This window comes from Hoeflea sp. IMCC20628, assembly GCF_001011155.1.
In the GTDB taxonomy this organism is placed as follows: domain Bacteria; phylum Pseudomonadota; class Alphaproteobacteria; order Rhizobiales; family Rhizobiaceae; genus Hoeflea.
In genome coordinates this window covers 3,637,275-3,661,275 of record NZ_CP011479.1, presented here as the reverse complement: position 1 = coordinate 3,661,275, position 24,001 = coordinate 3,637,275, and the positions used below count along the sequence as shown (strand labels likewise).

The following is a 24,001-nucleotide window of genomic DNA, read 5'->3' as shown; positions in this document are numbered from 1 at the left end:
CCCGGTTTCCGGTTGCACGAGAGCCTACCGGTCACCGATGGTATCGATGACGCTTTGGATCTGCCGTGAATGCATTTCAATTTCGGCCACCAGATTGTTGATTTCCTGGGTGTGAGCCAACCGCGTTTGAGCGGCGGATCTGACTTCGGTGTTGCAGTGAACGCAGACAGGCTCATTGTTGCCGATGAATTCTTCGCAATTTTCGCAGATGACAAGATGCGTGGAATGATCCGGCTTCGGGGCATCGTCTTCGATTGTTACCGAATCGGGCTTGCCTTCCAGGGTTTCGATCAAGATCGCGAATTTGCCGATAGCGAAGGGAGTTTGCGCCGCTTCGGCGGTTTTGACGATACTCTCGCGCAGCCCCGCTTTCCGCAATTTGCTGGCCCGGTAGTAGCAGTAGGGGTTGTCGCCCCGCTCGCCGGTCAGCGAATGCGTGACCCAGGTGCAGCCACCCTGGCAGAATTCGTAATAATAGCAGGTCTTGCAGAACCCCCGGCCTGGGTTTCCATCGCGCTTGACGGTGCGGCCAGACAGGTTGGAAATCGCCTCCGCAAGGCTGACTTCGCGCGAGACGCCTCCAGAGTAGCTGTCTTTGGAGAGCGACGGGCATCCTTTGATGGTTCCATCGGCCTCGAGCCCGAGGGTGGTCGTTCCTGCCGTGCATCCCTGCCATGCTTCCGCAGTCCGAGTGATGGATCGCCAATGGGCCTCGTATTTTCCGAAATAGCCGATGCTGTTTCCCGGCAGCAGGCGGAAATCGTTGAGCAACCCGTCCTCGTAGATGCTGTAGAGGTCGTCGATCACGTCGATGATTTGGTATGGTTGCAGCAGAATATGGGCGCTGTCGACGGCATTGCCCATCGCCACCGTTAACTGGGTTTGCCAGGATTTGGCGCCTGCTTTGAGGATTTCGCCGTAAATCTCCCATAAATAGGGTGCCGACAGCACGTTGATCTGGGTGTTGACGCCGGGCCGTATTCCGGTTTCGGCGATGTATCCGATGGCTTGCATCGCCTGGTCATAGCTTCCGTCAAAGCCTCGCAAACGGTCATGCATGTCTTTCGGGCCATCGATGGATACACCAATGGCCCTGATGCCGGCGTCATAGGCGGCCTGTACTCGAGGTCTGGTCAAACCGCGAGCACCGGTTTGCATGCCGCAGAGGATTCCGGATCTGGTGATTTCGGCAGCGATTTCAAGCCAATCCTTCCGCAAATAGGCTTCGCCGCCGATCAGGGTGATCTCCCGTGTTCCCGCGTCGCGCAATTGATGGATGATATCAAAGCACTCGAGCGTCGTCAGTTCGTTGGGCCGTCGGGATCCGGCCCGGGAACCACAGTGGCCGCAAGACAGATTGCAGGCCAAGGTGATTTCCCAAACGACGTGAACTGGGGTTGTCGAGCCCGTGTCATCCTGCGTGCGATACCTGAGGGGCGCGTCCATCAAGGGTCCGGCCTTTCATTCCGACGGGTGAAGGCGGTATGGAGGATCGTTATTTCCGGCGTTCTCGGTTGGAAATTTCACTTTCCAGCTTTTTCAAAGCACCCTGCAAATCACCCTGTGCCTCAAGGATGGCAACGGCATGATCGCGCAACACCTTGAGTTCATCAAGTGATGTTTTCGGATTTTCAAGAGCTTGCCCAATGGCTGTTCCGTATGCGACTATAATCATGACAGTATCCCAAATAAATGTTAGCTTCATGTTGGCGCAGTTAGTCTATTTAGGACTATAGAAACAGTAATTCAAATATGCTTGATTTGCAAGAAAAAAGAGATGTTTCCATATTGTGTGAGTTTCACAATGGTAGTGACAAGCATGGCATTGCTTCGGAGATTTCAAGAATATTTGAGATTCCGGATGCGGATGAAATAGATATTTCGGAGCTTTATTTGCTGCATAAAAATTTTGGAGTTTCAAATTATACATATGAAGGAACAAGTCTTTTGGAGGCGCGGGAAATATTCCATGCGATCTCCCTCGCCGAGGATGATATTTTCCTGGATATCGGCGCTGGTTACGGGGCCATTGTGCTTTATGGCGCTGCGATTTTCCCGGCTGCATTCATCGCTGTCGAGGCCGTTCGCAAACGGGCAGATCATATTGAGCGTGTGTCGGGCCAGCTCGGAATGCGCAATTTGCATGTCAGGCATCAGGGCGCAGAGGTGACAGACCTCGCCACAGCCAGCCATGTGTTCCTCAACAATCCTTTTCTCGGCAGTTACGCCAAGGACTATGTCTACCGGCTGGCGCGCGAGATTAAAAAGGAGTGCGCAGTCATCGCGCTCAACAATATTGTGGCCGAGTTCCGCGAAAGCCCGCTGTTTTCCGAGTTGGAGACGAGCGCAAATATCCCGAACTACAGGTTTGGATTGTTTGTGCCCGCGTGAGACCACGTCTGAAGGTTATGATCATGCGGATACGTATCGGGTTCAAATGGATTCATTTGAACGACAAATCACATCAATCAGATCAAGGTATTACGCGACCATTGCGTATTCGATTGGGAGTGCGGCGCTGTAGCGCCTCGGATCCACTTCCGACAACCGATATTTGGTGGGTTTAAAACACCGGATTCTGACGAAGCCGGGTTTCGCCTGAGCGCAACAGCAGAGAGAAGCTTGCGAGAGTGGCGGTTGCGATCGCGACCGCGCCTAGTCCTAGAACAATCATTGCTCGTTTCCTGGTGACATCATTGTCATCGACGAAGCGAGAAGTGGCATACGCAACTTGCGTGAAGCTTGCGGCGGAAAGTGCTGAACAGAAAGCAGAATTCCTTAACAGGTGATACGAAAAATTAACCTTCAATCAAGGATTAGCCCGTAAAAATCGTTCTACTCGTCGGGTTGTGCGTGCATGCAGTAATCGGCTCCCACAAAGGCATGAAGCTGTTCCGTCGTCCCGGGCTCGAGCCGGATAACCAATTCTCATTGGCCAGATGGCACCACGGTATCAAGAGGCTGACCGTGCCCTTCACCAAAGACATGAACGGCATGCCAAGCGCCATACCGGCAAGTCGCGGCCAAAGTCAGGCTTAACTGCAACACACGGCTCTGGGCCGTCAGTCGGGGTGATCGCGTGGGTCAAGTTCAAGCAAGGGTGAGGGATGCAGCGGCAACTGACGGCCTGCACGCGCGGCTTGACCTCACCGCCCTGGACACCGATAGCCGTGAACGCCTGCGCACGATGCGACCCATGGTCGAGGCAGAAGCCAGAACTGCTCTGTCCGGATTCTTCGAACGTCTGCAAAACACTCCCGAAATTGCCTCCCTGTTTAGTTCGGCCCGTCAGATCGACCGGCTTGAAGAACTCGAAGTCGCCCATTGGTCGATCCTGTCCGATGGTCGCTTTGACAGTCTCTATGTGGATCGCTCGGTCATTCTCGGCGATGTGCGTCAGCGCATCGGCTTGGATGCCGGTTGGTCGATCGGCGGTCATGCATTGGTGCTCGACCGGATCATTCGCCGGCTCGTCGACGAGAGCAGCACAGGCTTTTTCAAGAAATTTTCCGGCAAGGCCAAGCGTGACTTGCTTGCAGATCGCCTGGCCGACATCGTCAAGGCGGCGCTCATAGACATCGACATGCAGGTGTCCCATCGGCTCAGGAGCCAGGCCAGAACGCTGGACAAGCAACACCAGGACATGATTGCGCAGGAACGCGAGCAGGTTCAATCCAGCTTCGGCGCGGCCCTGGCTCGATTGGCAGAGGGCGATCTGTCGGTGCGCGTCGACCCCGGCAGCATCGAGCAGCATCGTGACATGGCGGACCATTTCAATGGTGCAGTCAGCCGTCTTGATGAGTTGGTCTCAAGTTCTGCCGCGCGGCTTTCGGACGCCCAACAGCTTGCTCTGCGCCTCAGCGATGACATCGAGACGGTTCGCGCACAGATCGAAAGCCATGGCGTGACCCTCGGCGGCGAACATGAAAATCTGGCCACCGTGGCTGACCGAATGCGCATGACCGCGCAAACCGCCCGGACGGCCGAGACGCTGATTGCCGATGTCCGCAAAAGTGCGGAAGACGGTGACCGGGTTGTTGAAAACGCCATCGGTGCAATGGCCAGTGTCAAGCAATCGGCTGAACAGATCGGCAAGATCATTTCGGTAATCGATGAAATCGCCTTTCAGACCAATTTGCTGGCGCTCAATGCCGGTATAGAGGCTGCGCGCGCGGGCGATGCTGGCCGCGGCTTTGCCGTCGTTGCTACCGAGGTTCGCGCGCTGGCTCAAAGATCCGCCGGCGCCGCCGCCGAAATCAAGGAACTGGTTTCTGACGCGAAGAATCATATCGGTCGCGGCGTCGACCTGGTCGATCAGACCCGAACAGCCATTTCAGGCTTCGTTTCCCAGGTTGGCAAGGCTTCTCAATCTGTCGCCGGCGTCGGCGCTCATGCGCAGGACGATGCTGACCATCTTTGCGGTTCGGCGACATCGCTCAAACAGGCAGCCGGTTTGATCGCGTCCGGTGGCGCGCGCATCGCCGACATTGCCGAGACCGGGTCTGACCTGCAACTTGTCATCACTGAACTTGGCGAACAGATCAGGCTGCACCGCGAGCATCGTCACGCCGGGTTTGAGAGCGTCGAAGTTTCCGACAGGACAAGAAATGCCCGGCACGCGGCTGGTCAGCCGCCACAGCAAAGGCTTGCACGATGAGCCGGATCCTGGTCCGGACCAGGACAATCTGGCTGGGCCGGGCTGAAAACGGGGGAACTCAGAATGCCGTCTGACGACACACCACGGACAATTTTGAAGCTGCCGAAAGTACTGGACCTCAATGCGGCCGGTCGGCTGCATGAACAGGTCCTCGCCCACCGGGGCGCCAACATCGATATTGATGCATCGGACGTCTGTCGTGTCGGCGCACAGTGCATTCAGGTGCTGTTGTCGGCCGCCAAGAGCTGGCGTGCCGAAGATTTGTGTTTCAGGGTCGGTAAGTCGTCGGACGCCTTCGTGAAGACATTGGAAATATTAGGAATTTCGGACGAAGACCTGCTTCCAAAGGAGATGCTGAAATGAAGAAGAAAGTCCTCACGGTCGACGACTCGCGGACCATCCGCAACATGTTGCTGGTGACCTTGAACAATGCGGGTTTTGACACGGTCCAGGCAGAAGACGGCATTGAGGGGCTGGAAATGCTCGAAGAGTCCGATCCGGACGTCATTGTCACCGACATCAACATGCCCCGGCTTGACGGTCTCGGTTTTATCGCGGGCGTGCGCAAAAATGAACGCTACCGGGCAATCCCGATTCTGGTTCTGACAACCGAAAGCGATCCGGAGAAAAAGAACCAGGCCCGTGAAGCCGGTGCGACTGGCTGGATTGTCAAGCCGTTCGATCCCTCCAAGCTTATCGCGGCAATCGAACGTGTAACCGCCTGACAGGACCTGTCCTATGGATATGAATGAAATCAGGGAAATCTTTTTCCAGGAGTGCGAAGAACAACTCGCTGAACTGGAATTTGGCCTGCTCCGGCTCAAGGATGGCGATACCGACCCCGAAACGGTCAATGCGGTCTTTCGCGCCGTGCATTCGATCAAGGGCGGCGCCGGCGCCTTCGGACTTGATGACCTGGTCGCCTTCGCCCACGTCTTCGAAACGGCGCTTGATTGCATTCGGTCCAACACGATTGTCGCATCCGCAGAGATGTTCGGCGTGATGCTCAAATCCGCTGATGTGCTGGCGGACCTCACGGCATGTTCGCGCGATGGCGGCAGTGTCGACAAATCCAGGGCGTCGAATCTGGCCGCCGCGCTTGAGGCGTTCGCCGATAACCAGCCCCGGTTGGTGATGAATCCCAGTGAACCTGTTCAAACTCATCCCCCGGTAGAAACTGCGTCCGTCGAAGAGCCCGTTTTCCAGCCGGTTCCGTTTGATTTCGATGAGTTCGATGATGCAGAGGCAACTGCATCCAGGCGGGATCAGGCCGGGCGAAAATTGTTTACAGTTCACTTCAAGCCGCGCTCCGATCTTTACGCAAAGGGAAATGAAGCGGTTCTGTTGTTGCGGGATCTGGCCAAAATCGGCGATCTGCAGGTGTTCTGCGAAACCGAAACGCTGCCCCGGATCGACCAGCTGGATCCGGAGGGCGCCTATTTTTCATGGCGGATCCGGGTCGAGACCGACGAGAATGAGGACGCTATTCGCCAGGTGTTCGAGTTTGCTGAATGGGATTGTGCGTTGGAGGTCATTGCTGGCGAAGAGCAGGAACCGTCTGAGGCCCCGGTCGCAGTGGCCGAAGATCAGGTGAAGGCGCCGATGCCTTTTGATATTTCCGGGCTGCAAGAGCAATCCGCCGCTGTCGCCGAGACGGTTCAGCCAACTCCCGCAGCCCAAACACCCGCAGCGGCAGGTGATGAGCCAGTGGCTCTCGCCCAAGACACACCGGAACCTGACCCGGTGCCAGTAGAGCTGTCGTCTGTTGCAAAGGCGGTTGCCGCCGAGGTGGCGAAAACGGAAAAGACAGTTGCCGCTGTTCCTGCCGCGCCACAGACAATAAGGGTCGATCTTGAGCGTGTCGACCGGCTTATCAATCTGGTCGGCGAACTCGTGATCAACCAGTCCATGCTGGCGCAAAGCGTGGTGGAAACAAACACCGGTGGCTCCTCGGCAATCAATCTCGGGCTTGATGAACTGCAACAGTTGACCCGGGAGATCCAGGACAGCGTGATGGCCATTCGCGCTCAGCCGGTCAAACCGGTTTTCCAGCGGATGGGCAGGATCGTCCGGGAAACCGCCGACATGACCGGCAAGAATGTGCGTCTTGTCACTGAAGGTGAAAACACCGAAGTCGACAAGACCCTCATCGACAAACTCGCCGAGCCACTGACCCATTTGATCCGCAACGCCATCGATCACGGTCTGGAGACGTCTGAGGAACGGACAGCGCTTGGCAAGGATCCGGAAGGCAATTTGCGTCTGACCGCCAAACACCGGTCCGGCCGTATTGTCATCGAAATTGCAGATGATGGCGCCGGCATCAACCGGGAGCGTGTCCGCAGCAAGGCCGCGGAAAAAGGTCTCATCGCAGCAGATGCAAATCTGAGCGACGAGGAGATCTACAACCTGATTTTCCATCCCGGCTTCTCCACTGCTGATCAATTGACCGGCATATCCGGGCGGGGCGTCGGAATGGATGTGGTCAAACGCTCCATCCAGTCGCTCGGCGGGCGCCTGTCGATCAATTCCAAGCCCGGCGTCGGCACGGTTTTCACCATGAGTCTGCCGCTGACTCTTGCGGTGCTTGATGGCATGGTTGTCACCGTCGCGGGCCAGACCCTGGTGGTGCCGCTCACCGCCATCATCGAAACCTTGCAGCCGGAGAAGAAGGACATTCATGCCTTCGGCTCCAGCCATCGCTTGATTGCCATTCGCGAGGTATTCTGCCCGCTGGTCGATGTCGGTCACATTCTCGATTTCCGTTCTGACCTCGCCGATCCTGTCGATGGCGTTGTGCTCCTCGTGGAAGCAGAAGGTGGCGGGCAACGCGCCCTGATGGTCGATGCGATCCAGGGCCAGCGGCAAGTGGTCATCAAAAGCCTGGAGGCCAATTATCGCCATGTGCCCGGCATCGCTGCTGCGACAATTCTTGGCGACGGCCGAGTGGCTCTCATCCTTGATGTCGACGCCGTCGTCATGGCTTCGCGCGGCCACGCGCTCGGCTCCGAATTGACCCTCGCGGCGACAGGGTAGGGGAGCGGGAACACTCATGCGGAATTCGGGACATGACATGTGCGAACGGACTGCGTTCACGCTCGGCGAGCAGGCCTCCTGTGTCGTTCTCACGTTCCTGCGAGAGGACCGCGAACCGATGCCTGTAATGTCCGTGCCGGGTTCGTCCGGTCCTGCAATCGCCATTGTCTCAACAGGAGGAACAAGGGTGCGCCTGCGTCACCCCGATGCCTCTTGGGACACCCCTGAAAGTGAGGCAGCGTGAGCGCCGTTGCCATTCTCCAATCCGGTCGCCCGGATGAATGTCTTGTAAACGCGGAATTTCCGCTCACCCGCAAGGATCTTTCCGATATTGCGGGGATGATTTATTCCGATGCCGGAATCGCTCTCAACGAGACCAAGGCATCTCTGGTCTATTCACGCCTTTCCAAGCGTTTGCGTCAAATCGGGCTGGGCAGCTTCAAGCAGTACTGCGCACTGGTCAGTTCTCCCGAAGGCTTTGATGAGCGCCGGGAAATGCTCAGCTTCCTGACCACAAATTTCACGCGCTTCTTTCGCGAAAATCACCACTTCCAGCATCTCCGCGATGAAGTCCTGCCGGGCCTGTTGACCCGTGCGAATGCCGGTGGTCGTGTCCGCATTTGGTCAGCCGGGTGTTCCGATGGGCAAGAACCCTATTCGATAGCCTTGACGCTTCTCGACATGGCTCCCAATGCGGCAAGCCTGGATGTCCGGATCCTCGCCACCGATATCGATCCGAAAATTATTGCCCAGGCGCAGGTCGGGATCTATGACGCCCAGGCGATCGAAACCGTCGATCCACGGATGCGGAAGCAATGGTTCACGCAAACCGCCGAAAAGCGGTGGCAGATCAGTGATCAAGTCAGGAAACAGGTCACTTTCCGAGAACTCAACCTTATGGCGCTGTGGCCCTTTCGAGGCCCGTTTGACGTGATTTTTTGCCGTAATGTGGTGATCTATTTCGATGAAGCCACCCAGAACAGGGTCTGGGCCCGGTACGCGGATCTGTTGCCGCCAGGCGGGCACCTCTACATCGGTCACTCCGAACGTTTGTCCGGCGAAGCCCGGGACCGCTTCGAGAGCACCGCCGTGACGATCTACCGTTGCAAGGGGAGGATCTGACGATCATGACCCAACCGGTGCGCGTACTCGTTGTCGACGATTCACCCACAATGCGTGGCCTGATCAAGGCCGTGCTTCGCAGTGATCCGGACATTTGTGTTGTCGGTGAAGCCTGTGATGCCATCCAGGCCCGCAGCGCAATCAAGGAGCTCAACCCGGACGTTATCACCCTTGATGTCGAGATGCCGAATATGAACGGCATCGCGTTTCTCGACAAGATCATGAAGCTCCGGCCGATGCCGGTCATCATGGTTTCCACTCTGACCCACAGAGGAGCGGAAGCAACCCTGGCGGCGCTGGAAATCGGTGCTTTTGATTGCGTCGGCAAACCGGTGCCAGGCGATCCCGCCCCGTTTGCCCGGCTTGCCGAGACGGTGAAGGCCGCGGTGCGGTCACAGCGTCACCGTCCTGATCCGGGAACGGCTGAGCAAGCAAAGCCCGGCGTGCCAGAAGCATCCTTGGTGCGTGATTATCAGCCGGCGCGCAGGATAATCGCCATTGGTGCATCCACCGGCGGGGTCGAAGCCCTGATCTCGATTCTAACAAGATTCCCGGTCAACTGTCCGCCGACGGTGATCACGCAACACATGCCTGCTGCGTTTACACGGAGTTTTGCGCAGCGGCTGCATCGCCTGTGCGCGCCGCAAGTCAAGGAAGCCGAGAATGGCGATCGTCTTGAGATAGGGCGGATTTATCTTGCGCCGGGCGGGGAGCGCCACATGAAAGTCGCCAATGCCCGGGCACCGCAATGTGTTCTGGCAGACGACGGTCCGGTCAATGGCCATCGTCCGTCTGTGGATGTCTTGTTCGAGTCCGTTGCAAGTCTTGCCGGTTCCAAGGCCGTCGGGGTCATTCTGACCGGAATGGGCGCTGACGGTGCAGCGGGTCTTCTGAAGATGCGCCGGGCGGGCGCTGTGACAATCGGCCAGAACGAGAGGTCCTGCGTGGTTTACGGGATGCCGCGTGTGGCCCAGGAAATGGGCGCCGTCGAGAGACAGCTACCGCTCAGCCTGATTGGGGCGGAAATCCTCAAAGCAACAAATGAAACTTCCGGGAAAGATAGAGTCGCCTGATGACCATTGCACATAAAATCAAGGTTCTTGTTGTTGATGATCAGGTGACCAGCCGTCTCCTCATCAATGACATGCTTCTGCAACTCGGCTTTACAAACATCACGATTGCTTCCGATGGCGAGCAGGCGGCCAAGATCATGCGGCAACAACCCCACCATCTGGTCATTTCGGACTACGCCATGCCGAAAATGGATGGCTTGGTCCTGTTGCATTCGATTCGCACAAACCCTGCGACCAAGAAGGCTGCATTCATCATGGTAACCGGTCAGGGTAACAGGGCGTTGGTGCAAAAGGCCGCCGCACTTGGCGCAAACAACGTCCTGGCAAAGCCTTTCAGCATTGAAAAACTGAAAGCGGCAATCGAAATGGTATTCGGGGAGTTGTTGTGACAACAGCCTGGAATTTTCGAAAGATCCACGTCATTCAGGGCGAGTACAAGGTCACTGACGATCCCGACGTGGTGCTTTCCACCATTCTGGGCTCCTGTGTTGCCGCGTGCATGCGTGATCCGGTTGCCGGGGTCGGCGGCATGAACCACTTTCTTTTGCCTGGCCATGGCACTGGAACCGGTGGCGAAGCAACCCGCTATGGTGTGCATCTGATGGAATTGCTGATTAACGGACTGTTGAAGATGGGTGCCCGGCGCGACCGCCTAGAGGCCAAGATCATAGGTGGAGCCAAGACAATTGTCGGCTTGTCCAATGTTGGAGAAATGAACGCCGAATTCGCTCATACATTCCTGAGCCATGAGGGCATCAGGATTGTTGGCAGCAACACAGGTGGAGATGTCGGGCGCAAGCTGCAGTATCACCCTGTCAGCGGCCGTGCCCGGCATACGACACTATCCGGAGCGGAGACGCAGAAAACTGTGGCGCTCGAGACCGCGCCGGAAAAGACCATCGTACCGATGCCAGCCGAATCTTCGATAGAGTTTTTTTGAGGAGCCGTCCCATGAAGCAACCGCCTTATGTGGCCGGCAAAGGCCCTGATGAACCCCTACACGAGGTGATGGCGCGGATCAGTTCGGAACTTGTCGATGTTGCGGATTTGATTGAGCGTCTCGAGCCGCTGTTGTCCAATGGAGGTTCCACCGAACTTCTCGCATCTCCCGATCACATGCGGGTCTTGCAGGGCATTGATCTTGCGGTTCAGAAGAGCCGTGGTTTGGCAGCCTTCATCGACAGCGTCGGCGAAGGCCTCGAAGCCGAACTCATGGTCAACATCACCTCCGCCCTGAATCTGTTGAACCTGGAAGACATGAAGCGGCAACTCAAAGCGTCAACCCGCACCGCTCCATCTACCGAGATTTATCAGAAAGCCTCCGGGGATCTCGAGTTCTTCTGAAACGGGACCTGTCGTCACAGACCACTTTCGCGCAAGTTTCGCCGCCTAGGGTGACCTAACCGGTTATCCTGACCGGCTTGCCCTGTTGAGCGCGGATACAGAATGAGTCTGTTGAACCAGCTGTCACAATTGACGAAAAACCTGTCCGGACTGGGACAGGCAAGGTTGATGGCGCTTGCCGGCGTTGGCGTCATGTCGGTGATTCTCATTATTGCCGCCGCCGTTTTCCTCAACAAGCCGACACACGAAACGCTGTACATTGGCCTTTCGGGCGATGACGTCAATCAGATCAGTCTCGTGCTCGCTGAATCCAACATCAATTTCGCCATCGGTGCGGATGGAGCGTCGGTGAGTGTCCAGGCAGGCAATACCAGCCGCGCCCGAATGGTTCTGGCTGAACGTGGTTTGCCATCGTCAAATTCTGCCGGATACGAATTGTTCGATCAGGTTGGTTCTCTTGGCCTGACCAGTTTCATGCAGGAAGTTACCCGTGTTCGGGCGCTCGAGGGCGAAATTGCCCGTACCATTCAGTCGATCAACGGAATCTCGGCGGCGCGTGTTCATATCGTCATGCCCGACCGCGGAAATTTCCGACGCGGAGACCAGAATCCATCAGCTTCCGTGATGGTTCGTGCCGGCAACAATCTGGCTGGTCGCACCGCCAATTCGATCCGGCATCTGGTGGCATCCTCCGTGCCCGGGTTGAACATTGATGAAGTCACGGTTCTTGACGCAACCGGCCAATTGCTTGCAGCCGGCGATGATTTCTCCAATTCAAACCTCAACCGGTCGCTGTCGATCGTCCAGTTGGTCCAGGGCGAAGTCGAATCCAACATCAACAAGGCGTTGGCCCCGTTCCTGGGTGTTGAAAATTTCAGGGCCAGCGTTAACGCAAAGGTCAACACCGACAGTCAGCAGATTCAGGAAACCGTTTACGACCCGGAATCACGGGTTGAACGGTCGGTCCGGGTGACGCGGGAAAACCAGACCTCCAGCCAGTCGTCAACCGATGCGCCCGCGACGGTGGAACAGAACATTCCCGATCAGGGTCCCAACGGCACAGGCGCGGATGGCCCGCAGTCCAGCGAATTGTCTGAGCGAAAAGAAGAGCAGACCAATTTCGAGATCAACTCGAAAACTGTCTCGACTGTACGCAACAGCTATGATGTAGAGGAATTGTCGATCGCCGTGGTGATCAACAAGGCGCGCATCGATGCCATGCTTGGCGGCGAGCCAACGCCTGAAGAGGTGGACGCCTACCTCGTCGAACTGCAGCAGGTTGTCTCCATGGCTTCAGGTTTGAGCGTCGACCGCGGTGACCGGATCAAGGTTACCATGATGGATTTCCTCGCCAGCGAGCTGCTGACGGCTGATGCAGCTGAGCCCGGTTTCGCTGACGCCGTGAGAACGCAACTTGGCACAATCATCAACGCTCTCGCCTTTATCACTGTGGCAGTCTTGATTGTCATGTTCGGCTTCCGTCCGTTACTGCGCAGCGCAGGAGTGGGTGGTGCTGCCCGAAATGACAACGCAATGGAAGATGGCCTTGAACTGCCTGACTTCTCTGCGGAAGCCTTGGGTGATATCGCCTCCATGCCCATGGAAGGGTTTGGCGCAGACTTCGGATTTGGCGAAGAAGGCGAGTCCGAACTTGAAATGGAAGAATCGGGATCGTTCAATCGCCGCGTCAAGGAAGGTCCTGAGCGTCGTCTTGCCAGAATGGTCGAGATCAACGAAGAGCGTGCCGCAAAAATCCTTCGCAGCTGGGCATCAAGCGAAGCGGCATAGACGTCCGTGGGACGAATATGCTGCTCGGGTGTGGCTACCTGCATCGGCAGGCAGGTTGAACGTTCTGTTCGGATTCAATCGTGTGCGCGGCGTATTTTCCACTGCTGCTGCCGGTGCCAGACATTTTCCCCATCTCGCCGGATGATATTTTAAGGTTAAAGGGCTTCTGTTGCGGGCTTCCTCCATGGAGTGCGCCTGCCAGATGATATTCTGTGAAAATACTGCTTCACAAGAACTGCCAAAAGTAAATCCCCAAAATGAGGGGCTATTTATTTGGGGTCTGTTCCGGCAAACTGAAAATTGAGGGAAACCGATTCGACGATTTCCGTAGCGTGGAAGAGACCACGACGGCGTGGCTTCGGGACGAGGCGTACTGTATGGCGTTGAAAGTGTGCTGATGGTTCATGGAAGCCGGGCTGTTGTTTGCAGGCATGTAGCCTGTGGCGTGCGTCACACGAGAGAGGACGTGGGATGATCGCGCGCGAGGCCTTTATCCATGATCTGGAGTCCAAAGGAAGTTCCGACCACATAAGCAGCGGGATGGAACTTGTCTGCGCCTATGCCGGCGCCCGATGCTATCTTTTGGCCCGCACTGATCTCTACTCTGACAGACACCATGATTTCATCGTGACTTCGAACTGGCCTTTTGATCTGGTGCGTTCATTCGGCGCGGCGCTGGTCGATGCGCAAGCGCGAATAAGCCAGATTCGCCGGTGCCTTCAAGCTTTCGAGCCATCATTTCAGGATATCGAACACTCGGTGAATTTGTCTGAATCCTTCTCTCAGCGCGTGTGTCTGATTCCATACAATGCCGGCCAGGCCCGAATGGTTCTCGCTTTGCTTTTTGACAAGGACGCATCCCTGTCACATGACCGGCTGCGGGACGTTGCTCTGGCCGCCGCGTATCACAGCTCCCATTTTCCGGATGTAATCTCCAGCAATGATACGCTCTCGGATTTGACCGATCGTGAAGTTGAGTGTCTGTCGTGGATAGGCGAAGGCAAAACCAGTGATGAGATCGCACTGATCATTGGCATCTCGCGCAACACTGTAAACAATTACATCACCAGCATCATGAACAAAACCGGGGCGAAAACACGCTCTGAAGCGGTTGCTTTTGCCGTCAGGCAGCGCATCATCTAATGGAAGGAGCCATATTGATGGAATACGGAGCACCTCCAAGTGGCCAATCCACCCAGGACCGGAATCAAAAGCTCGCACAGGATGATTCAGGCGGGCATGCCGGGTCCAGCGCAGACCTGTTCCCGAAGCTTGTTTCCATGCAGAGAACATGCGGCAGTGAAGCGTTCGCGATGCTCGTGGTTCAGGCCCATACACTGCTGACGCCTGGCCGGATCGAATGCAAGATGCACAGCCCTGGCAGCGATGCGATGGTGGCAAAGCTGATTGAAGAGCAGTCCGCGTTCCTGTTGTCGCATCTTTACTCTTCTCCGCGTCCGTTGATTTTCGCACCCGAAGGCTACCGTACAACTGAAATGTCGCCGGCAAAGCCGGTTCACGTGGTGGACAAAGTCGGACTCGATCTGGCATTTCCGGTCCAACTCGGCGCCATGGGGAATGGATATGTGGTCTTCTTTGCGGTTCACACTGCCATCAACAATGAATTGCTGATCGATCTTCACCGCAAATCCCTGACCATTATGCGGGAAAAGTTGCGGGTGGTTTTCGGATCGACGTCTGAAACCGAAAAAATGAATGAGCGTGAAATCGAATGCCTGCAACTGGTTGGCAATGGAATGAAAAGTGAAGCCATCGGCGAGCGGCTCAATCTTTCGGTTCACACGGTAAATGCCTATCTGGGTTCAGCGACCACAAAATTGAATGCCGTCAATCGCATCCAGGCGATCGCCAAGGCAATCCGTCTCGGCCTCGTCGCCTGATCATTGCCGTTGCGCGGTGTGCTCCTGCGCACATACTGCCGTATCAATCGATCTCAACGGCAACACGCATGACAAATGCGCCCTCGCGCATTGCTTTCATAAATCGCCATCGTAAAAACGCCGCGCATCGAATTGGACGCGCAGCGCTGTAACACCATGCCCTATTGCCAGTGCGTCATCGTTCAAATGAACCCATTTGAACGCGACATGCATCAGGCTGCCGGGCGAGGAATCTGGATCGCCGGCACGAATGGCCGAAATGCGGCAGCACGCAGGCTGTCCTTCAGGCGGATGGTATTCTGATCCGGATCGTCCAGCGGTTCATCGAAGGCAATGTGGTTGATCTCGACGCCGCCAAAGTCCTGTTCCAGGATCAAGCGCGCATAGATTGTCACGCCCTGGGGTTTGATTTCCAGATCAAGCACCACACGTGGCTGCCCGCCCCAGTCGAGGTAATAATCCCCACCGATACCAAGCTTGACGACACCGGGCAGGAAGAACATCTCGGCTGCAGAGGCAACCAGATCCGACAGATCGCCATGACGCTCAAAGCGGAGCATCGCGATCAGGTCGGCGACGTCAACGAGCCTCAATTCACTGGCTACGGTACAGATCGCGTCTGCAACGATTATTTCCCGTTCGGCGGAGAGTGGGTTTGGTTTCATTGTCGCATGCCCGCAGTTTTGGATTTCGATCTCTCGGAGTAAATTTTGTGCACCAGTTCGGCGACGGCCTTGTAGAACACCGCTGGAATGAAATTATCGACTGAGACTTGCGCAAACATGGAGCGGGCGAGCGGCGGATCTTCGAAAACGGGAATTCCGTTGGCTTCTGCCACTTCACGAATTTTCAACGCGATCAGATCCTGACCTTTGGCGATCACCAGCGGTGCGCCGCCTTCTTCCGGGACATAGCGCAACGCCACCGCAAAATGGGTCGGATTGGCGATAATCAGCGTGGCGCGGGGCACCTCGGCGATCATGCGGCGGCGCGCACGGTCCCGTGCCAGCGATCTCTGCCGCGCCTTCATGATCGGATCGCCATCCGATTGCTTCATTTCTTCCTTGATGTCCTGCTTGCTCATCCGCAGGTCAGCACCCCAGGCGTACCTGGTCCAGAGCACATCAATGACAGCTAGAATGGCGGTGCATATCAGCACCACCACCACGACCTTGCCCGCCAGGCGCGCCATGTCAGGCGCGATCAGGGAAGGGTCCATGAACATGAAGTCGAGTGATCGAAAATATTCCGTCTTCATCACCGTGGCCACGACCGTCGACACAACCACGATCTTGAACAGGTTCTTGGCGAATTCCACCATGCCCTTGGCGCCGTAGATCCGGGTAAAACCCTTGGCTATGGAAATACGCTCCAGCTTCGGCTGGATCCTGTCCAGAACAGGGCTTGGCATGTTCTGCAAAACCGAGGCTGCAATGCCGAAACCCATCAACAGTGCAAAGGCCGGCAGCAAGACAGCACCTGCCTCGTAAAACAGCAGCCGAAAAAGGGCGACGGCGTCACCGCCGTTTTCGATGCGCCAGCCGTCTGATTGTTCGAACAGATCACGAAGCGATTCGGTGAATCGTCCAGCGCTGTCAGGCAGGAAGAACACCAAAAAAACCAGCATTCCCAGGGTGGAGGCAAAAATAGGAACCTCGCGGCTGAAAGGAACGTTGCCCTTGTCCACGGCATCCCGGATTTTTTTCTCGGTAGGCTCTTCGGTTTTGCTGTCTTTGTCTTCGCCTTCGGCCATGTCAGCTCAGGCTCATGCCGCTTCGGCATCGGCTGGCGCACTGGTTTCGCGCAGCGTCAATTGATCAAGCCCAGCCAGTCTGATGGCTTCCTGGGCAATGGTGCGGCGGGCGACTGCAATATCGCGTGTGCTGATACCGGCGTCACCGGAGGCGAGATCGGACTCGATCATGCGGCGCTGGCGAGCGCCGATAGCCGAGAGCACAGCCTCGCGCAATTCCTCGTTCGCGCCACGCAAAGCCATGGTCATGATATCTCCGGAGATGTCATTAAACAGCGTAACGCGACTGCGCAGGGTCATCAGGACAACATCATCAAACAGGAAGATCCGCGGTCGAATTTTTTCCATTGCCGACGTGGAAAGTGTCCCAAGCGCTCCAAGCAGCGATTCGACTTCCGGCTTGGACAGTTCGTTCATGATTTCGGCCACCTTGATCGAGCCGGTATTGGCCTTGTCGGCCTCGATGCCGGTGATCAGTTCCCTGACCCGGTTTTCGATGATTTTGGCCGCTTGCGGATTGACGCTCTTGAGGTCGACCGCCCGGCGGATGATATCGACCCGGGTTTTCTCCGACATCAGCATCAATGTCTTGCTGCCGAATTCGGAAGGCAGCATCGACAGGATATAGGCCGCAGTCTGCGGGTGTTCGTTTTGAAGGAACTTGCTGACCCGAACGGGATCTGAATCCTGCAGGCGGTCCCAAACCGACATTTCATAGGCTTGATACTGCGTGCGACGCCCGAGCAATCCATCGACTTCGTCAGGCGTGAGGCCTTCTTCAAGAATCCCTTCCATTGCCTTGGCGTTGTCCATCAGACCGGCGCCTTCGCTGAACAGGTCTTCGAATTCGTTGACCAGTTCAATCAGTTCTTGCGGTTTGATCGACCGAAGGTTCTGGGCCTTTTTGATGATTTCCTGCAGTTCTTCATACTCGAAAAACCTCAGAAGCTTGCCTGCCACAGGTTTACCCATCGCCAGAAGCACGGCGGCAGCTTTTTCCGACGGCGAAAGATTGCTGGTGTATCCTGAGTTTTCAGTACCAGTCTGATCATAGGCTGCCATATCAACCAGCCTTCTTTTGCTGTTCGCCAATCACTTCGATTATGCGAACGGCAAATTTGGTCTCGTCTGATTCCAGCACCGTGATTTCGCCGCGTCCGATCAGCTTGCCGCTGACCATGATCTCGACCGGTTCGCCGATTTTGCGATCCAGTGCGATTGTGGCGCCTTCGGAAAGTTTCATCAGCGAGGAAACTGCCATGCGGCTTGTGCCCAGGATGACCTGAACGTCAACCGGGATGCTCATCACAAGGTCCATGCGTCCGGACTTTCCGCTCGCACCAAGCTTGGGCCCGGCAGATGCATCCGCCGTGGCGCCAAACATGCCGTCTGATCCCTCGTCAGCAGGTGCCGCGCGGAAATCTGGTCCATCAAGACCGGAGAAGCCGTCCATGTTGAGTGGGTCGTCACCTTCATGTGCGCCGCCCAGATCGTCGAGGTCCGCGCCAGTATCAAGGCCTAGGGCTGATGCGCCACTCATGGAATCCACGCTTTCATTAGTCGCCAGCTCTTCGCCGGCATCTTTTTTCAACATTCCGCGAAGCCCGTCGACGGCTCCATCGATCGCGTCGCCATCTTGTGCCATTGGATCAGCTTCGCCATCAAGTGCTTCTTCGCTAGCCATGACCCTTTATCCCGCTCCAAGCTTGCCCGGAGCCTGTCTTGCAGCTCCAGGCGCGTCTTCATACAAAGTCTGTTTTCCAGTTTTCGTCTGGTCCGGCCTGACCTTCAACCTTGACCATGTAGCGCGCGCCAGCTTTGCCCAGTGCGCAGGTGTAAAGCGGCCGGCCATTGGCACTCAGGGTAACCTCGATGTCGCCCTTGTCAGCAAAGGCAATCAGATCGCCCGTTTGCAACCGGCTGATGTCGCCAAGCTGAAGCGGCTCGAGCGCAACAGTGGCCTGCAGGTTGATTTCCGACCGGGAGACCCGGTGGCTTAGCCGTTCGCTCCAGCTGTTGTTGTTTGCATCGGCCTTTTCACCAACCCGGGCATGCCGGATGGTCGATTTGAGCAGCAGCGACTGCGGCAACAGCAGGGTCAACGATGTCATCACTGCGCCAAAACCAATATCCAGCGTCATGGCGGCTGCATGGTAATCCGGCACCGGGTCGCCATCTTCGACTGGCAGTTCCGATCGCGGCTTGGTCAGGCTGGTCTTGGCCTTCGGGTCCGCGGATACCAGCTTGCGCAGGTTTTCATTGAGTTGCTCGAACACCACCAGCGACATGTCGAGTTCGATATTCGACAACGGCCGCGCAATAATATCCAGATCGGCCGGATCAGAGCCGCCAAGCAAGCACTCTACCAGGCCGATAATCAGTTTGGACCCGCACAGAACCGGAATGTCGGCAGACCAGCCGGCGATGGAGGCCTCGCAATACACCGCTTCGGTGCCAACCTGGGAAAGCAATTCGCGCCGGCGTCCCTGCCGGATGGCACCCGGACGGACATCGATCTCGACGCCGGTCACCTTTTCAAGCGCGGCCGACAGCAGGGGGCAGAGCACGGACAAAAGGGTGTTGCACTTGACTTCGATATCGGACGGATCGCCCTTGGTGCCGGTCATGCGATCGAGCAAGCCCGGATCGAATGCCGCTAGGGCGGATGTGGGTTCGGTTTCGGTCGCGGTGCTCATAGCATCAGGCCGCCTTCGCTTCGCCGCCGCCGCCCGGGTTCATCATTTCCTGCTCAACAGCATCAATGGTCGGGCGCTCATAGGAAGAGATGGTCTTGCGGCCGTGCTCAAGCGCAACTTGCGGAACCGAGCCGTTCATGTAAGCCAGCAGCGTCTGCTTGACGATGGTGTAAAGCCGGTTCTGCTTTGTCCGGACCATCTTGATGTTGATCGCGATCGGACCAAAGACGCAGTAGGACAGGAAAATTCCCAGCATGGTTCCAACCAGCGCTGCGCCGATCAGCCCGCCCAGGATGGCGGGTGATTCATTGATCGCGGCCATTGCTTTGATGACGCCCAGAACCGCGGCAATAATCCCGATCGCCGGGCAGGCGTCGGACATGGTGTTCATGGCGTGGTAGCACTTGAGGCGGTCGTGGGAAATGGTCTGGATTTCCTCATCCATCAACGCCTCGATCTCATGCGGGCGGGCGTTGCCGATAATGATCAGACGCACGTAATCGCAGATGAAGGAGGTCAGATCCTTGTTCTTCAGGATTGTCGGCGCGGACTGAAACAGATCGGATTCTTCGGGGTTGTCGATATGGCTTTCAATCTCGTTGCGGCTCTTGGTGCGCAAATCGCGCATCAGCGCGTAAAGGATGCTCAGGGTGTCGAGATATTCGCGTTCCTTCGGCACTGTGCCCTTGAACGCCTCGCCGGTCGCCTTCAGCGTATCCTTGATGGTCTTGACCGGGTTCGACATCACAAAACCGCCGATCGCGGCACCGCCGATGATCAGCAATTCGAATGGCTGGTTGAGCACTTCGATATGCCCGCCCATGGCCATGAAGCCGCCGAGCACGCAACCCAGTGTGATAACCATACCAACAATGATATTCATGATGCCCCGCCGCGGAAATTTGCTCGCTATACAAGTTCTACGGCTTGAGCCTTGTGTGAAGCTGAATCTGTCTGCCTTATTAATGGTTTCCCGCTGCAACCAGCTTCGCGCAAGCAAGCTGGCCTATTTGGAGACATATGCAGGAGAATTGCGCCGGATTGCGGTTTGGCAAGTCGCCCTGACAGACCGAGAAGGGTAAATCCGGTGACAACGACTTACACCAGCTACAACCTGATCGCACGGGATCTTCCCAAGTCCATTGAGCGGATCGCCAGCCAGCCGCAAATCGCCCGGGAAAGCGAATATTACCTCAGTCGGATATCCGAGATAAAGTCCATCGATGAGTTCATGGCTGACACGCGGGTGTTCGATTACGCCATGAAGGCCCATGGCCTTGAGGACATGAATTACGCCAAGGCGTTCATGCGCAAGGTGCTCACCGAAGGCGTCGAAACCGATAGTGCATTCGCCAACCAGCTTGCAGATTCCAAGTACAAGGAATTCGCCGAGACCTACAATTTCGCCCGCAACGGCGAAACCGCGACAATCTTCACCAAGGCGCAACAGGGGACGGTCGACAAATATCTCCGGCTTTCGCTGGAAGAGGAAGTCGGCGAAGACAACACCGGGGTGCGCCTGGCGCTGTATTTCCAGCGAACCGCGCCGGAAGTCACTTCTGTCTATTCTATTCTTGCCGACACTGCGCTTTACGACGTGGTGCGAACCGCGCTCGGTATTCCTGCCGAGATCGCTGCATCCGACATCGACAAGCAGGCGGATATGCTCAAATCCCGCCTCGACCTTGATGACTTCAAGGATCCGGTGAAGCTCAATGAGTTCATGCAGCGATTTACGGCTCTGTGGGAGCTTGATAATCCATCGTTTGGTTCGTCCGATTCCAGTCTGTTGCTGAGCTCGTCCTCGGGTTTCGGAATATCCACGGATCTGTTGATCTCGATAAACACACTCAAACTCGGAGGTCGCTGATGCAGGGCTCGCTCTATGTCGCATTGTCATCGCAGATTGCGCTCGAGCGTCGCCTGACCACTCTGGCCGACAACGTCGCCAATTCCAATACAACAGGCTTCCGGGCGACGGAAATCAAATTCAATGAAGTCCTCGCCAACACCGGGACGACCGATGTGTCCTTCGTCAATGAAGGCCAGGAATTCCTCAACACATCCAATGGTGGCCTCCGCGCGACCGGCAACCAGCTCGATTTCGCTGTTCGCGGCGACGCCTGGTTCATGATTGAAACGCCGACCGGACAGATGCTGACCCGCGACGGCCGTTTCACGATCACCCAGACCGGTGAACTCGTCAATATCAACGGCTATCCGGTTCTTGATCCGGGCAGCGCGCCGATCCAGCTCAACCCGGAAGGCGGAACGCCAAAGGCAGGACGGGACGGCGGCTTGACCCAGGACGGCGTCAGGCTGGGCGCAATCGGATTGTTTCAGGCCGATCTGAGCCAGGGCTTTCAGCGGCAGGCAGCCCTTGGCGTTGTGCCGGTGATCCCGCCAGAGCCGCTGGTTGATGCCGCAGGCGCCGGTGTGCTGCAGGGCTATATTGAGGACTCCAACGTCAATCCTGTAATGGAGATGAGCCACCTCATCATGGTGTCGCGCGCCTTTGAGAATGCGTCAGCGATGATGAAGGCCACCGAAGACACATTCAAGGAAGCCATCCGGACCCTGGGCAGCGGTAGCTGAAGGCGCGCGTGATCTTATGAACATCACCCACTTTGCGCTTTCGGAGGATGCCCTGTGAGTGGCCGGGAAAGTCTGGCCAGGCTGGCTCAAGGGGTGCGCGATTTTTCCACGCGCGAAGGTGGTTACGATGTTTCGGGCACCGTCACGTCAGTGTCCACCGGCCGCTGCGTCATTGTCGGGCTGTCCCGCCATGTCAGGATCGGAGACTTTCTCGCCTTTCGCCGTGACGGCGAGGAGAAACTGGCTGAAGTGATCAGTCTCGGCCCGGAGGAACTGATTGCCTGCCCTGTGGATGGATCATCCCAGGCCACTATCGGTGAGCGGGTCTGGCGCAAGGGCGCATTCCGGTTGGCGCCCGACAAGTCCTGGTGCGGCCGCACCATCAACTCCCTTGGCGAACCGGTCGACGGGCTCGGACCCTTGTCACAAGGCTCCACCCCGCGCGCGGTGACCGGATCGCCGCCCGCTTCCATGACGCGTCAAAGAGTGAGCACACCATTGCGAACCGGCGTCCGCGTCATCGACGTGTTCACCCCTATCTGTCAGGGGCAGCGGCTCGGTGTGTTTGCCGGGTCCGGTGTCGGAAAATCCACCCTGCTGTCGATGTTCGCCAAGGCCGCCGACTTTGACCGGGCGGTTGTCGCGCTGGTCGGCGAACGCGGCCGCGAAGTCCGCGAATTCATCGAGGACACGCTTGGCCCGAACATGGCCAAAACCGTTGCGGTTGTCGCCACCAGCGATGAAAGCCCGATGCTGCGCAAATTGGCGCCACTGACGGCAATGTCGATCGCCGAGCATTTCCGCGACAATGGCGAAAACGTGCTTTTGATTGTCGACAGCCTGACCCGCTTTGCCCACGCCCTGCGTGAGATTGGCATGGCAGCCGGTGAGCCTCCGGTCGCCCGTGGTTATCCGGCTTCGGTTTTCACCGCCTTGCCCGGCCTGCTTGAACGCGCGGGCCCAGGCCCCGAAGGGGCTGGCGCGATCACCGCCATCGTCTCGATCCTGGTCGATGGCGACAACCACAATGACCCGGTGGCCGATTCCGCCAGAGGCATCCTTGATGGCCACCTGGTGCTTGATCGCGCTTTGGCCGACGAGGGACGCTACCCCCCTGTCAATCCGCTGACCTCAATCTCGCGCCTTGCCCGGAAGGCCTGGCGCGGCGACGAGGAAAAACTGGTGATGCGCCTCAAGGCTCTGATCCATCGCTATGAGGAAACCCGCGATCTGCGTTTGATCGGCGGCTACCGGGCGGGCTCGGATGCCGAGCTCGACATGGCCATCAAACAGGCGCCGGTCATCTACGAGACCTTGCGTCAGACCCCTGAACAACCGCCCAGTATTGATGCATTTGCCGAACTTGCCGATGCAATGAAGGCAGCGGCCGGTATCCCTGCCACACCGGCCGCCAAGGAAAGGCCCCGACCGTGATCGACATACCTGATACTGAAGATGAAGCGCCGGAATCCGTTCGGGGTTACAAGCTGGGGGACCGGGTGTTCGCTGTCACCGGCTTCTTGCTTGTCGCCGGGGCGGCATTTTTTCCTTGGTATGTTTTCTTCAATCAGGAGAGCTTCGGTATCGCCCCAATGGGATATTCGGATACCAGAGATCTGCCGAAAATCGACGGCCGGGCAGTGGTCAATGTATCACCGCTGGCCATTCCTGCTGAAAAAGATGGATTGGCGAAGCCTTCGGCCTTTGACCCGATCACGACCGCGACCGTGCCCGAGTCCGGTGATGCGGCAAATGGCGATACATCCCCAGCGCTCCAAGCCGCCAGTCAGTCCTTCCCGGGCAAGCCACGCTACCGGTTGTTGCACGTTGCCAACGGCCGGGCTCTCATAGAGGACAAGTCGGGCATGTATCTTGTCCGTATCGGTTCGGTGCTGCCAGACAATTCGCGCCTGGCCACACTGGAAGAACGCGACGGAAACTGGGTGATCATCACCTCGAATGGTGAAGTGATCCAGCGCTGAAGCCTGCTCCGCTTCAGGCGGTGGTCCGCGTCCGCAAGGCACGCACAAGATTGA

Annotated in this window: 25 protein-coding genes; 17 read left to right on the top strand and 8 right to left on the bottom strand. The window is 57.0% G+C overall.

All coding sequences use genetic code 11. The features are described from left to right. Positions 1-24: 24 nt before the first annotated feature. The gene (locus tag IMCC20628_RS17270) at positions 25-1,446 is read right to left on the bottom strand and encodes a radical SAM protein (RefSeq protein WP_082128193.1); all 1,422 of its coding nucleotides are present in this window, start codon (positions 1,444-1,446) and stop codon (positions 25-27) included. 49 nt (positions 1,447-1,495) lie between these two features. Further along, positions 1,496-1,675 carry a DUF1843 domain-containing protein gene (locus IMCC20628_RS17265; protein ID WP_047031251.1) on the bottom strand — a complete coding sequence of 60 codons (180 nt, stop codon included), beginning with the start codon at positions 1,673-1,675 and terminating at the stop codon, positions 1,496-1,498. Between the two features lie 77 nt (positions 1,676-1,752). Between IMCC20628_RS17265 and IMCC20628_RS17260 the strand changes: the two genes are divergently transcribed. From IMCC20628_RS17260 to IMCC20628_RS17200, 13 genes are all read left to right on the top strand, one after another. Beyond that, entirely contained in the window at positions 1,753-2,391 is a 639-nt protein-coding gene (locus IMCC20628_RS17260) for a hypothetical protein (RefSeq protein ID WP_047031250.1), read from the top strand. Positions 2,392-3,079: 688 nt separating this feature from the next. Further along, positions 3,080-4,657: a methyl-accepting chemotaxis protein gene (locus tag IMCC20628_RS17255; RefSeq protein WP_082128192.1), complete on the top strand. Its 1,578-nt coding sequence runs from the start codon at positions 3,080-3,082 to the stop codon at positions 4,655-4,657. A 63-nt stretch (positions 4,658-4,720) separates the two neighbouring features. Then, positions 4,721-5,020: an STAS domain-containing protein gene (locus IMCC20628_RS17250; RefSeq protein WP_047031249.1), complete on the top strand. Its 300-nt coding sequence runs from the start codon at positions 4,721-4,723 to the stop codon at positions 5,018-5,020. Next, on the top strand, positions 5,017-5,382 hold the full coding sequence (locus IMCC20628_RS17245) for a response regulator (protein WP_047031248.1): 366 nt from the start codon (positions 5,017-5,019) through the stop codon (positions 5,380-5,382). The genes IMCC20628_RS17250 and IMCC20628_RS17245 overlap by 4 nt, the downstream gene beginning before the upstream one ends. A gap of 13 nt (positions 5,383-5,395) precedes the next feature. Further along, positions 5,396-7,693, top strand: coding sequence for a chemotaxis protein CheA (locus IMCC20628_RS17240; protein WP_047031247.1), 2,298 nt, complete (start codon positions 5,396-5,398; stop codon positions 7,691-7,693). Positions 7,694-7,933: 240 nt separating this feature from the next. After that, the gene (locus tag IMCC20628_RS17235) at positions 7,934-8,815 is read left to right on the top strand and encodes a protein-glutamate O-methyltransferase (RefSeq protein WP_047031246.1); all 882 of its coding nucleotides are present in this window, start codon (positions 7,934-7,936) and stop codon (positions 8,813-8,815) included. 5 nt (positions 8,816-8,820) lie between these two features. Continuing rightward, on the top strand, positions 8,821-9,888 hold the full coding sequence (locus tag IMCC20628_RS17230) for a chemotaxis response regulator protein-glutamate methylesterase (RefSeq protein WP_047031245.1): 1,068 nt from the start codon (positions 8,821-8,823) through the stop codon (positions 9,886-9,888). Continuing rightward, positions 9,888-10,277, top strand: a complete 390-nt coding sequence (locus IMCC20628_RS17225; RefSeq protein ID WP_047031244.1) for a response regulator — start codon at positions 9,888-9,890, stop codon at positions 10,275-10,277. The genes IMCC20628_RS17230 and IMCC20628_RS17225 overlap by 1 nt, the downstream gene beginning before the upstream one ends. Beyond that, on the top strand, positions 10,274-10,828 hold the full coding sequence (locus IMCC20628_RS17220; RefSeq protein WP_047031243.1) for a chemotaxis protein CheD: 555 nt from the start codon (positions 10,274-10,276) through the stop codon (positions 10,826-10,828). Before IMCC20628_RS17225 ends, IMCC20628_RS17220 begins: the two co-directional genes overlap by 4 nt. Positions 10,829-10,839: 11 nt before the next feature. Then, entirely contained in the window at positions 10,840-11,232 is a 393-nt protein-coding gene (locus tag IMCC20628_RS17215; protein ID WP_047031242.1) for a hypothetical protein, read from the top strand. Between the two features lie 102 nt (positions 11,233-11,334). Continuing rightward, positions 11,335-13,020: a flagellar basal-body MS-ring/collar protein FliF gene (fliF, locus tag IMCC20628_RS17210; RefSeq protein ID WP_047031241.1), complete on the top strand. Its 1,686-nt coding sequence runs from the start codon at positions 11,335-11,337 to the stop codon at positions 13,018-13,020. A 471-nt stretch (positions 13,021-13,491) separates the two neighbouring features. Further along, positions 13,492-14,163 (top strand): helix-turn-helix transcriptional regulator, encoded by a 672-nt coding sequence (locus IMCC20628_RS17205; RefSeq protein ID WP_052766490.1) that lies wholly within the window; start codon positions 13,492-13,494, stop codon positions 14,161-14,163. A gap of 17 nt (positions 14,164-14,180) precedes the next feature. Then, on the top strand, positions 14,181-14,921 hold the full coding sequence (locus IMCC20628_RS17200; RefSeq protein ID WP_197078325.1) for a LuxR C-terminal-related transcriptional regulator: 741 nt from the start codon (positions 14,181-14,183) through the stop codon (positions 14,919-14,921). A 212-nt stretch (positions 14,922-15,133) separates the two neighbouring features. Here IMCC20628_RS17200 and IMCC20628_RS17195 read toward each other — a convergent pair whose 3' ends face one another. From IMCC20628_RS17195 to motA, 6 genes are read right to left on the bottom strand one after another with little or no spacing between them, the layout of a single operon-like run. Continuing rightward, positions 15,134-15,586, bottom strand: coding sequence for a hypothetical protein (locus IMCC20628_RS17195; protein WP_047031239.1), 453 nt, complete (start codon positions 15,584-15,586; stop codon positions 15,134-15,136). Further along, positions 15,583-16,674 (bottom strand): flagellar biosynthesis protein FlhB, encoded by a 1,092-nt coding sequence (flhB, locus tag IMCC20628_RS17190; protein ID WP_047031238.1) that lies wholly within the window; start codon positions 16,672-16,674, stop codon positions 15,583-15,585. The genes IMCC20628_RS17195 and flhB overlap by 4 nt, the downstream gene beginning before the upstream one ends. Positions 16,675-16,686: 12 nt before the next feature. Continuing rightward, a complete protein-coding gene (locus IMCC20628_RS17185; protein WP_047031237.1) occupies positions 16,687-17,736 on the bottom strand; it encodes a flagellar motor switch protein FliG in 1,050 nt (349 codons plus the stop codon). A 1-nt stretch (position 17,737) separates the two neighbouring features. Continuing rightward, positions 17,738-18,358, bottom strand: coding sequence for a flagellar motor switch protein FliN (fliN, locus tag IMCC20628_RS17180; protein ID WP_047031236.1), 621 nt, complete (start codon positions 18,356-18,358; stop codon positions 17,738-17,740). Positions 18,359-18,416: 58 nt separating this feature from the next. Next, positions 18,417-19,370 (bottom strand): FliM/FliN family flagellar motor switch protein, encoded by a 954-nt coding sequence (locus IMCC20628_RS17175; RefSeq protein WP_047031235.1) that lies wholly within the window; start codon positions 19,368-19,370, stop codon positions 18,417-18,419. 4 nt (positions 19,371-19,374) lie between these two features. Continuing rightward, entirely contained in the window at positions 19,375-20,253 is an 879-nt protein-coding gene (gene motA / locus IMCC20628_RS17170; protein WP_047031234.1) for a flagellar motor stator protein MotA, read from the bottom strand. 204 nt (positions 20,254-20,457) lie between these two features. Here motA and IMCC20628_RS17160 point away from each other — a divergent pair, with 204 nt between their 5' ends. The 4 genes from IMCC20628_RS17160 (at position 20,458) to IMCC20628_RS17145 (ending at position 23,947) form a co-directional block, all read left to right on the top strand. Continuing rightward, positions 20,458-21,240, top strand: a complete 783-nt coding sequence (locus tag IMCC20628_RS17160; RefSeq protein WP_047031232.1) for a DUF1217 domain-containing protein — start codon at positions 20,458-20,460, stop codon at positions 21,238-21,240. Next, on the top strand, positions 21,240-21,965 hold the full coding sequence (flgF, locus tag IMCC20628_RS17155; protein WP_047031231.1) for a flagellar basal-body rod protein FlgF: 726 nt from the start codon (positions 21,240-21,242) through the stop codon (positions 21,963-21,965). Before IMCC20628_RS17160 ends, flgF begins: the two co-directional genes overlap by 1 nt. A gap of 81 nt (positions 21,966-22,046) precedes the next feature. Continuing rightward, a complete protein-coding gene (gene fliI, locus IMCC20628_RS17150) occupies positions 22,047-23,399 on the top strand; it encodes a flagellar protein export ATPase FliI (protein ID WP_343123262.1) in 1,353 nt (450 codons plus the stop codon). Beyond that, the gene (locus IMCC20628_RS17145; protein WP_245307809.1) at positions 23,396-23,947 is read left to right on the top strand and encodes a flagellar protein; all 552 of its coding nucleotides are present in this window, start codon (positions 23,396-23,398) and stop codon (positions 23,945-23,947) included. The genes fliI and IMCC20628_RS17145 overlap by 4 nt, the downstream gene beginning before the upstream one ends. The last annotated feature ends 54 nt before the right edge of the window (positions 23,948-24,001 follow it).

Bases quoted from the DNA above. Each gene is read 5' to 3' on its own strand.
- flgF (WP_047031231.1), top strand. From the start codon at position 21,240: ATGCAGGGCTCGCTCTATGTCGCATTGTCATCGCAGATTGCGCTCGAG.
- IMCC20628_RS17265 (WP_047031251.1), bottom strand. From the start codon at position 1,675: ATGATTATAGTCGCATACGGAACAGCCATTGGGCAAGCTCTTGAAAAT.
- IMCC20628_RS17250 (WP_047031249.1), top strand. From the start codon at position 4,721: ATGCCGTCTGACGACACACCACGGACAATTTTGAAGCTGCCGAAAGTA.
- IMCC20628_RS17225 (WP_047031244.1), top strand. From the start codon at position 9,888: ATGACCATTGCACATAAAATCAAGGTTCTTGTTGTTGATGATCAGGTG.
- IMCC20628_RS17175 (WP_047031235.1), bottom strand. From the start codon at position 19,370: ATGAGCACCGCGACCGAAACCGAACCCACATCCGCCCTAGCGGCATTC.
- IMCC20628_RS17205 (WP_052766490.1), top strand. From the start codon at position 13,492: ATGATCGCGCGCGAGGCCTTTATCCATGATCTGGAGTCCAAAGGAAGT.
- IMCC20628_RS17245 (WP_047031248.1), top strand. From the start codon at position 5,017: ATGAAGAAGAAAGTCCTCACGGTCGACGACTCGCGGACCATCCGCAAC.
- IMCC20628_RS17200 (WP_197078325.1), top strand. From the start codon at position 14,181: ATGGAATACGGAGCACCTCCAAGTGGCCAATCCACCCAGGACCGGAAT.
- IMCC20628_RS17260 (WP_047031250.1), top strand. From the start codon at position 1,753: ATGCTTGATTTGCAAGAAAAAAGAGATGTTTCCATATTGTGTGAGTTT.
- IMCC20628_RS17185 (WP_047031237.1), bottom strand. From the start codon at position 17,736: ATGGCAGCCTATGATCAGACTGGTACTGAAAACTCAGGATACACCAGC.
- fliF (WP_047031241.1), top strand. From the start codon at position 11,335: ATGAGTCTGTTGAACCAGCTGTCACAATTGACGAAAAACCTGTCCGGA.
- IMCC20628_RS17230 (WP_047031245.1), top strand. From the start codon at position 8,821: ATGACCCAACCGGTGCGCGTACTCGTTGTCGACGATTCACCCACAATG.
- motA (WP_047031234.1), bottom strand. From the start codon at position 20,253: ATGAATATCATTGTTGGTATGGTTATCACACTGGGTTGCGTGCTCGGC.
- IMCC20628_RS17215 (WP_047031242.1), top strand. From the start codon at position 10,840: ATGAAGCAACCGCCTTATGTGGCCGGCAAAGGCCCTGATGAACCCCTA.
- IMCC20628_RS17240 (WP_047031247.1), top strand. From the start codon at position 5,396: ATGGATATGAATGAAATCAGGGAAATCTTTTTCCAGGAGTGCGAAGAA.
- flhB (WP_047031238.1), bottom strand. From the start codon at position 16,674: ATGGCCGAAGGCGAAGACAAAGACAGCAAAACCGAAGAGCCTACCGAG.
- IMCC20628_RS17270 (WP_082128193.1), bottom strand. From the start codon at position 1,446: ATGGACGCGCCCCTCAGGTATCGCACGCAGGATGACACGGGCTCGACA.
- IMCC20628_RS17195 (WP_047031239.1), bottom strand. From the start codon at position 15,586: ATGAAACCAAACCCACTCTCCGCCGAACGGGAAATAATCGTTGCAGAC.
- fliN (WP_047031236.1), bottom strand. From the start codon at position 18,358: ATGGCTAGCGAAGAAGCACTTGATGGCGAAGCTGATCCAATGGCACAA.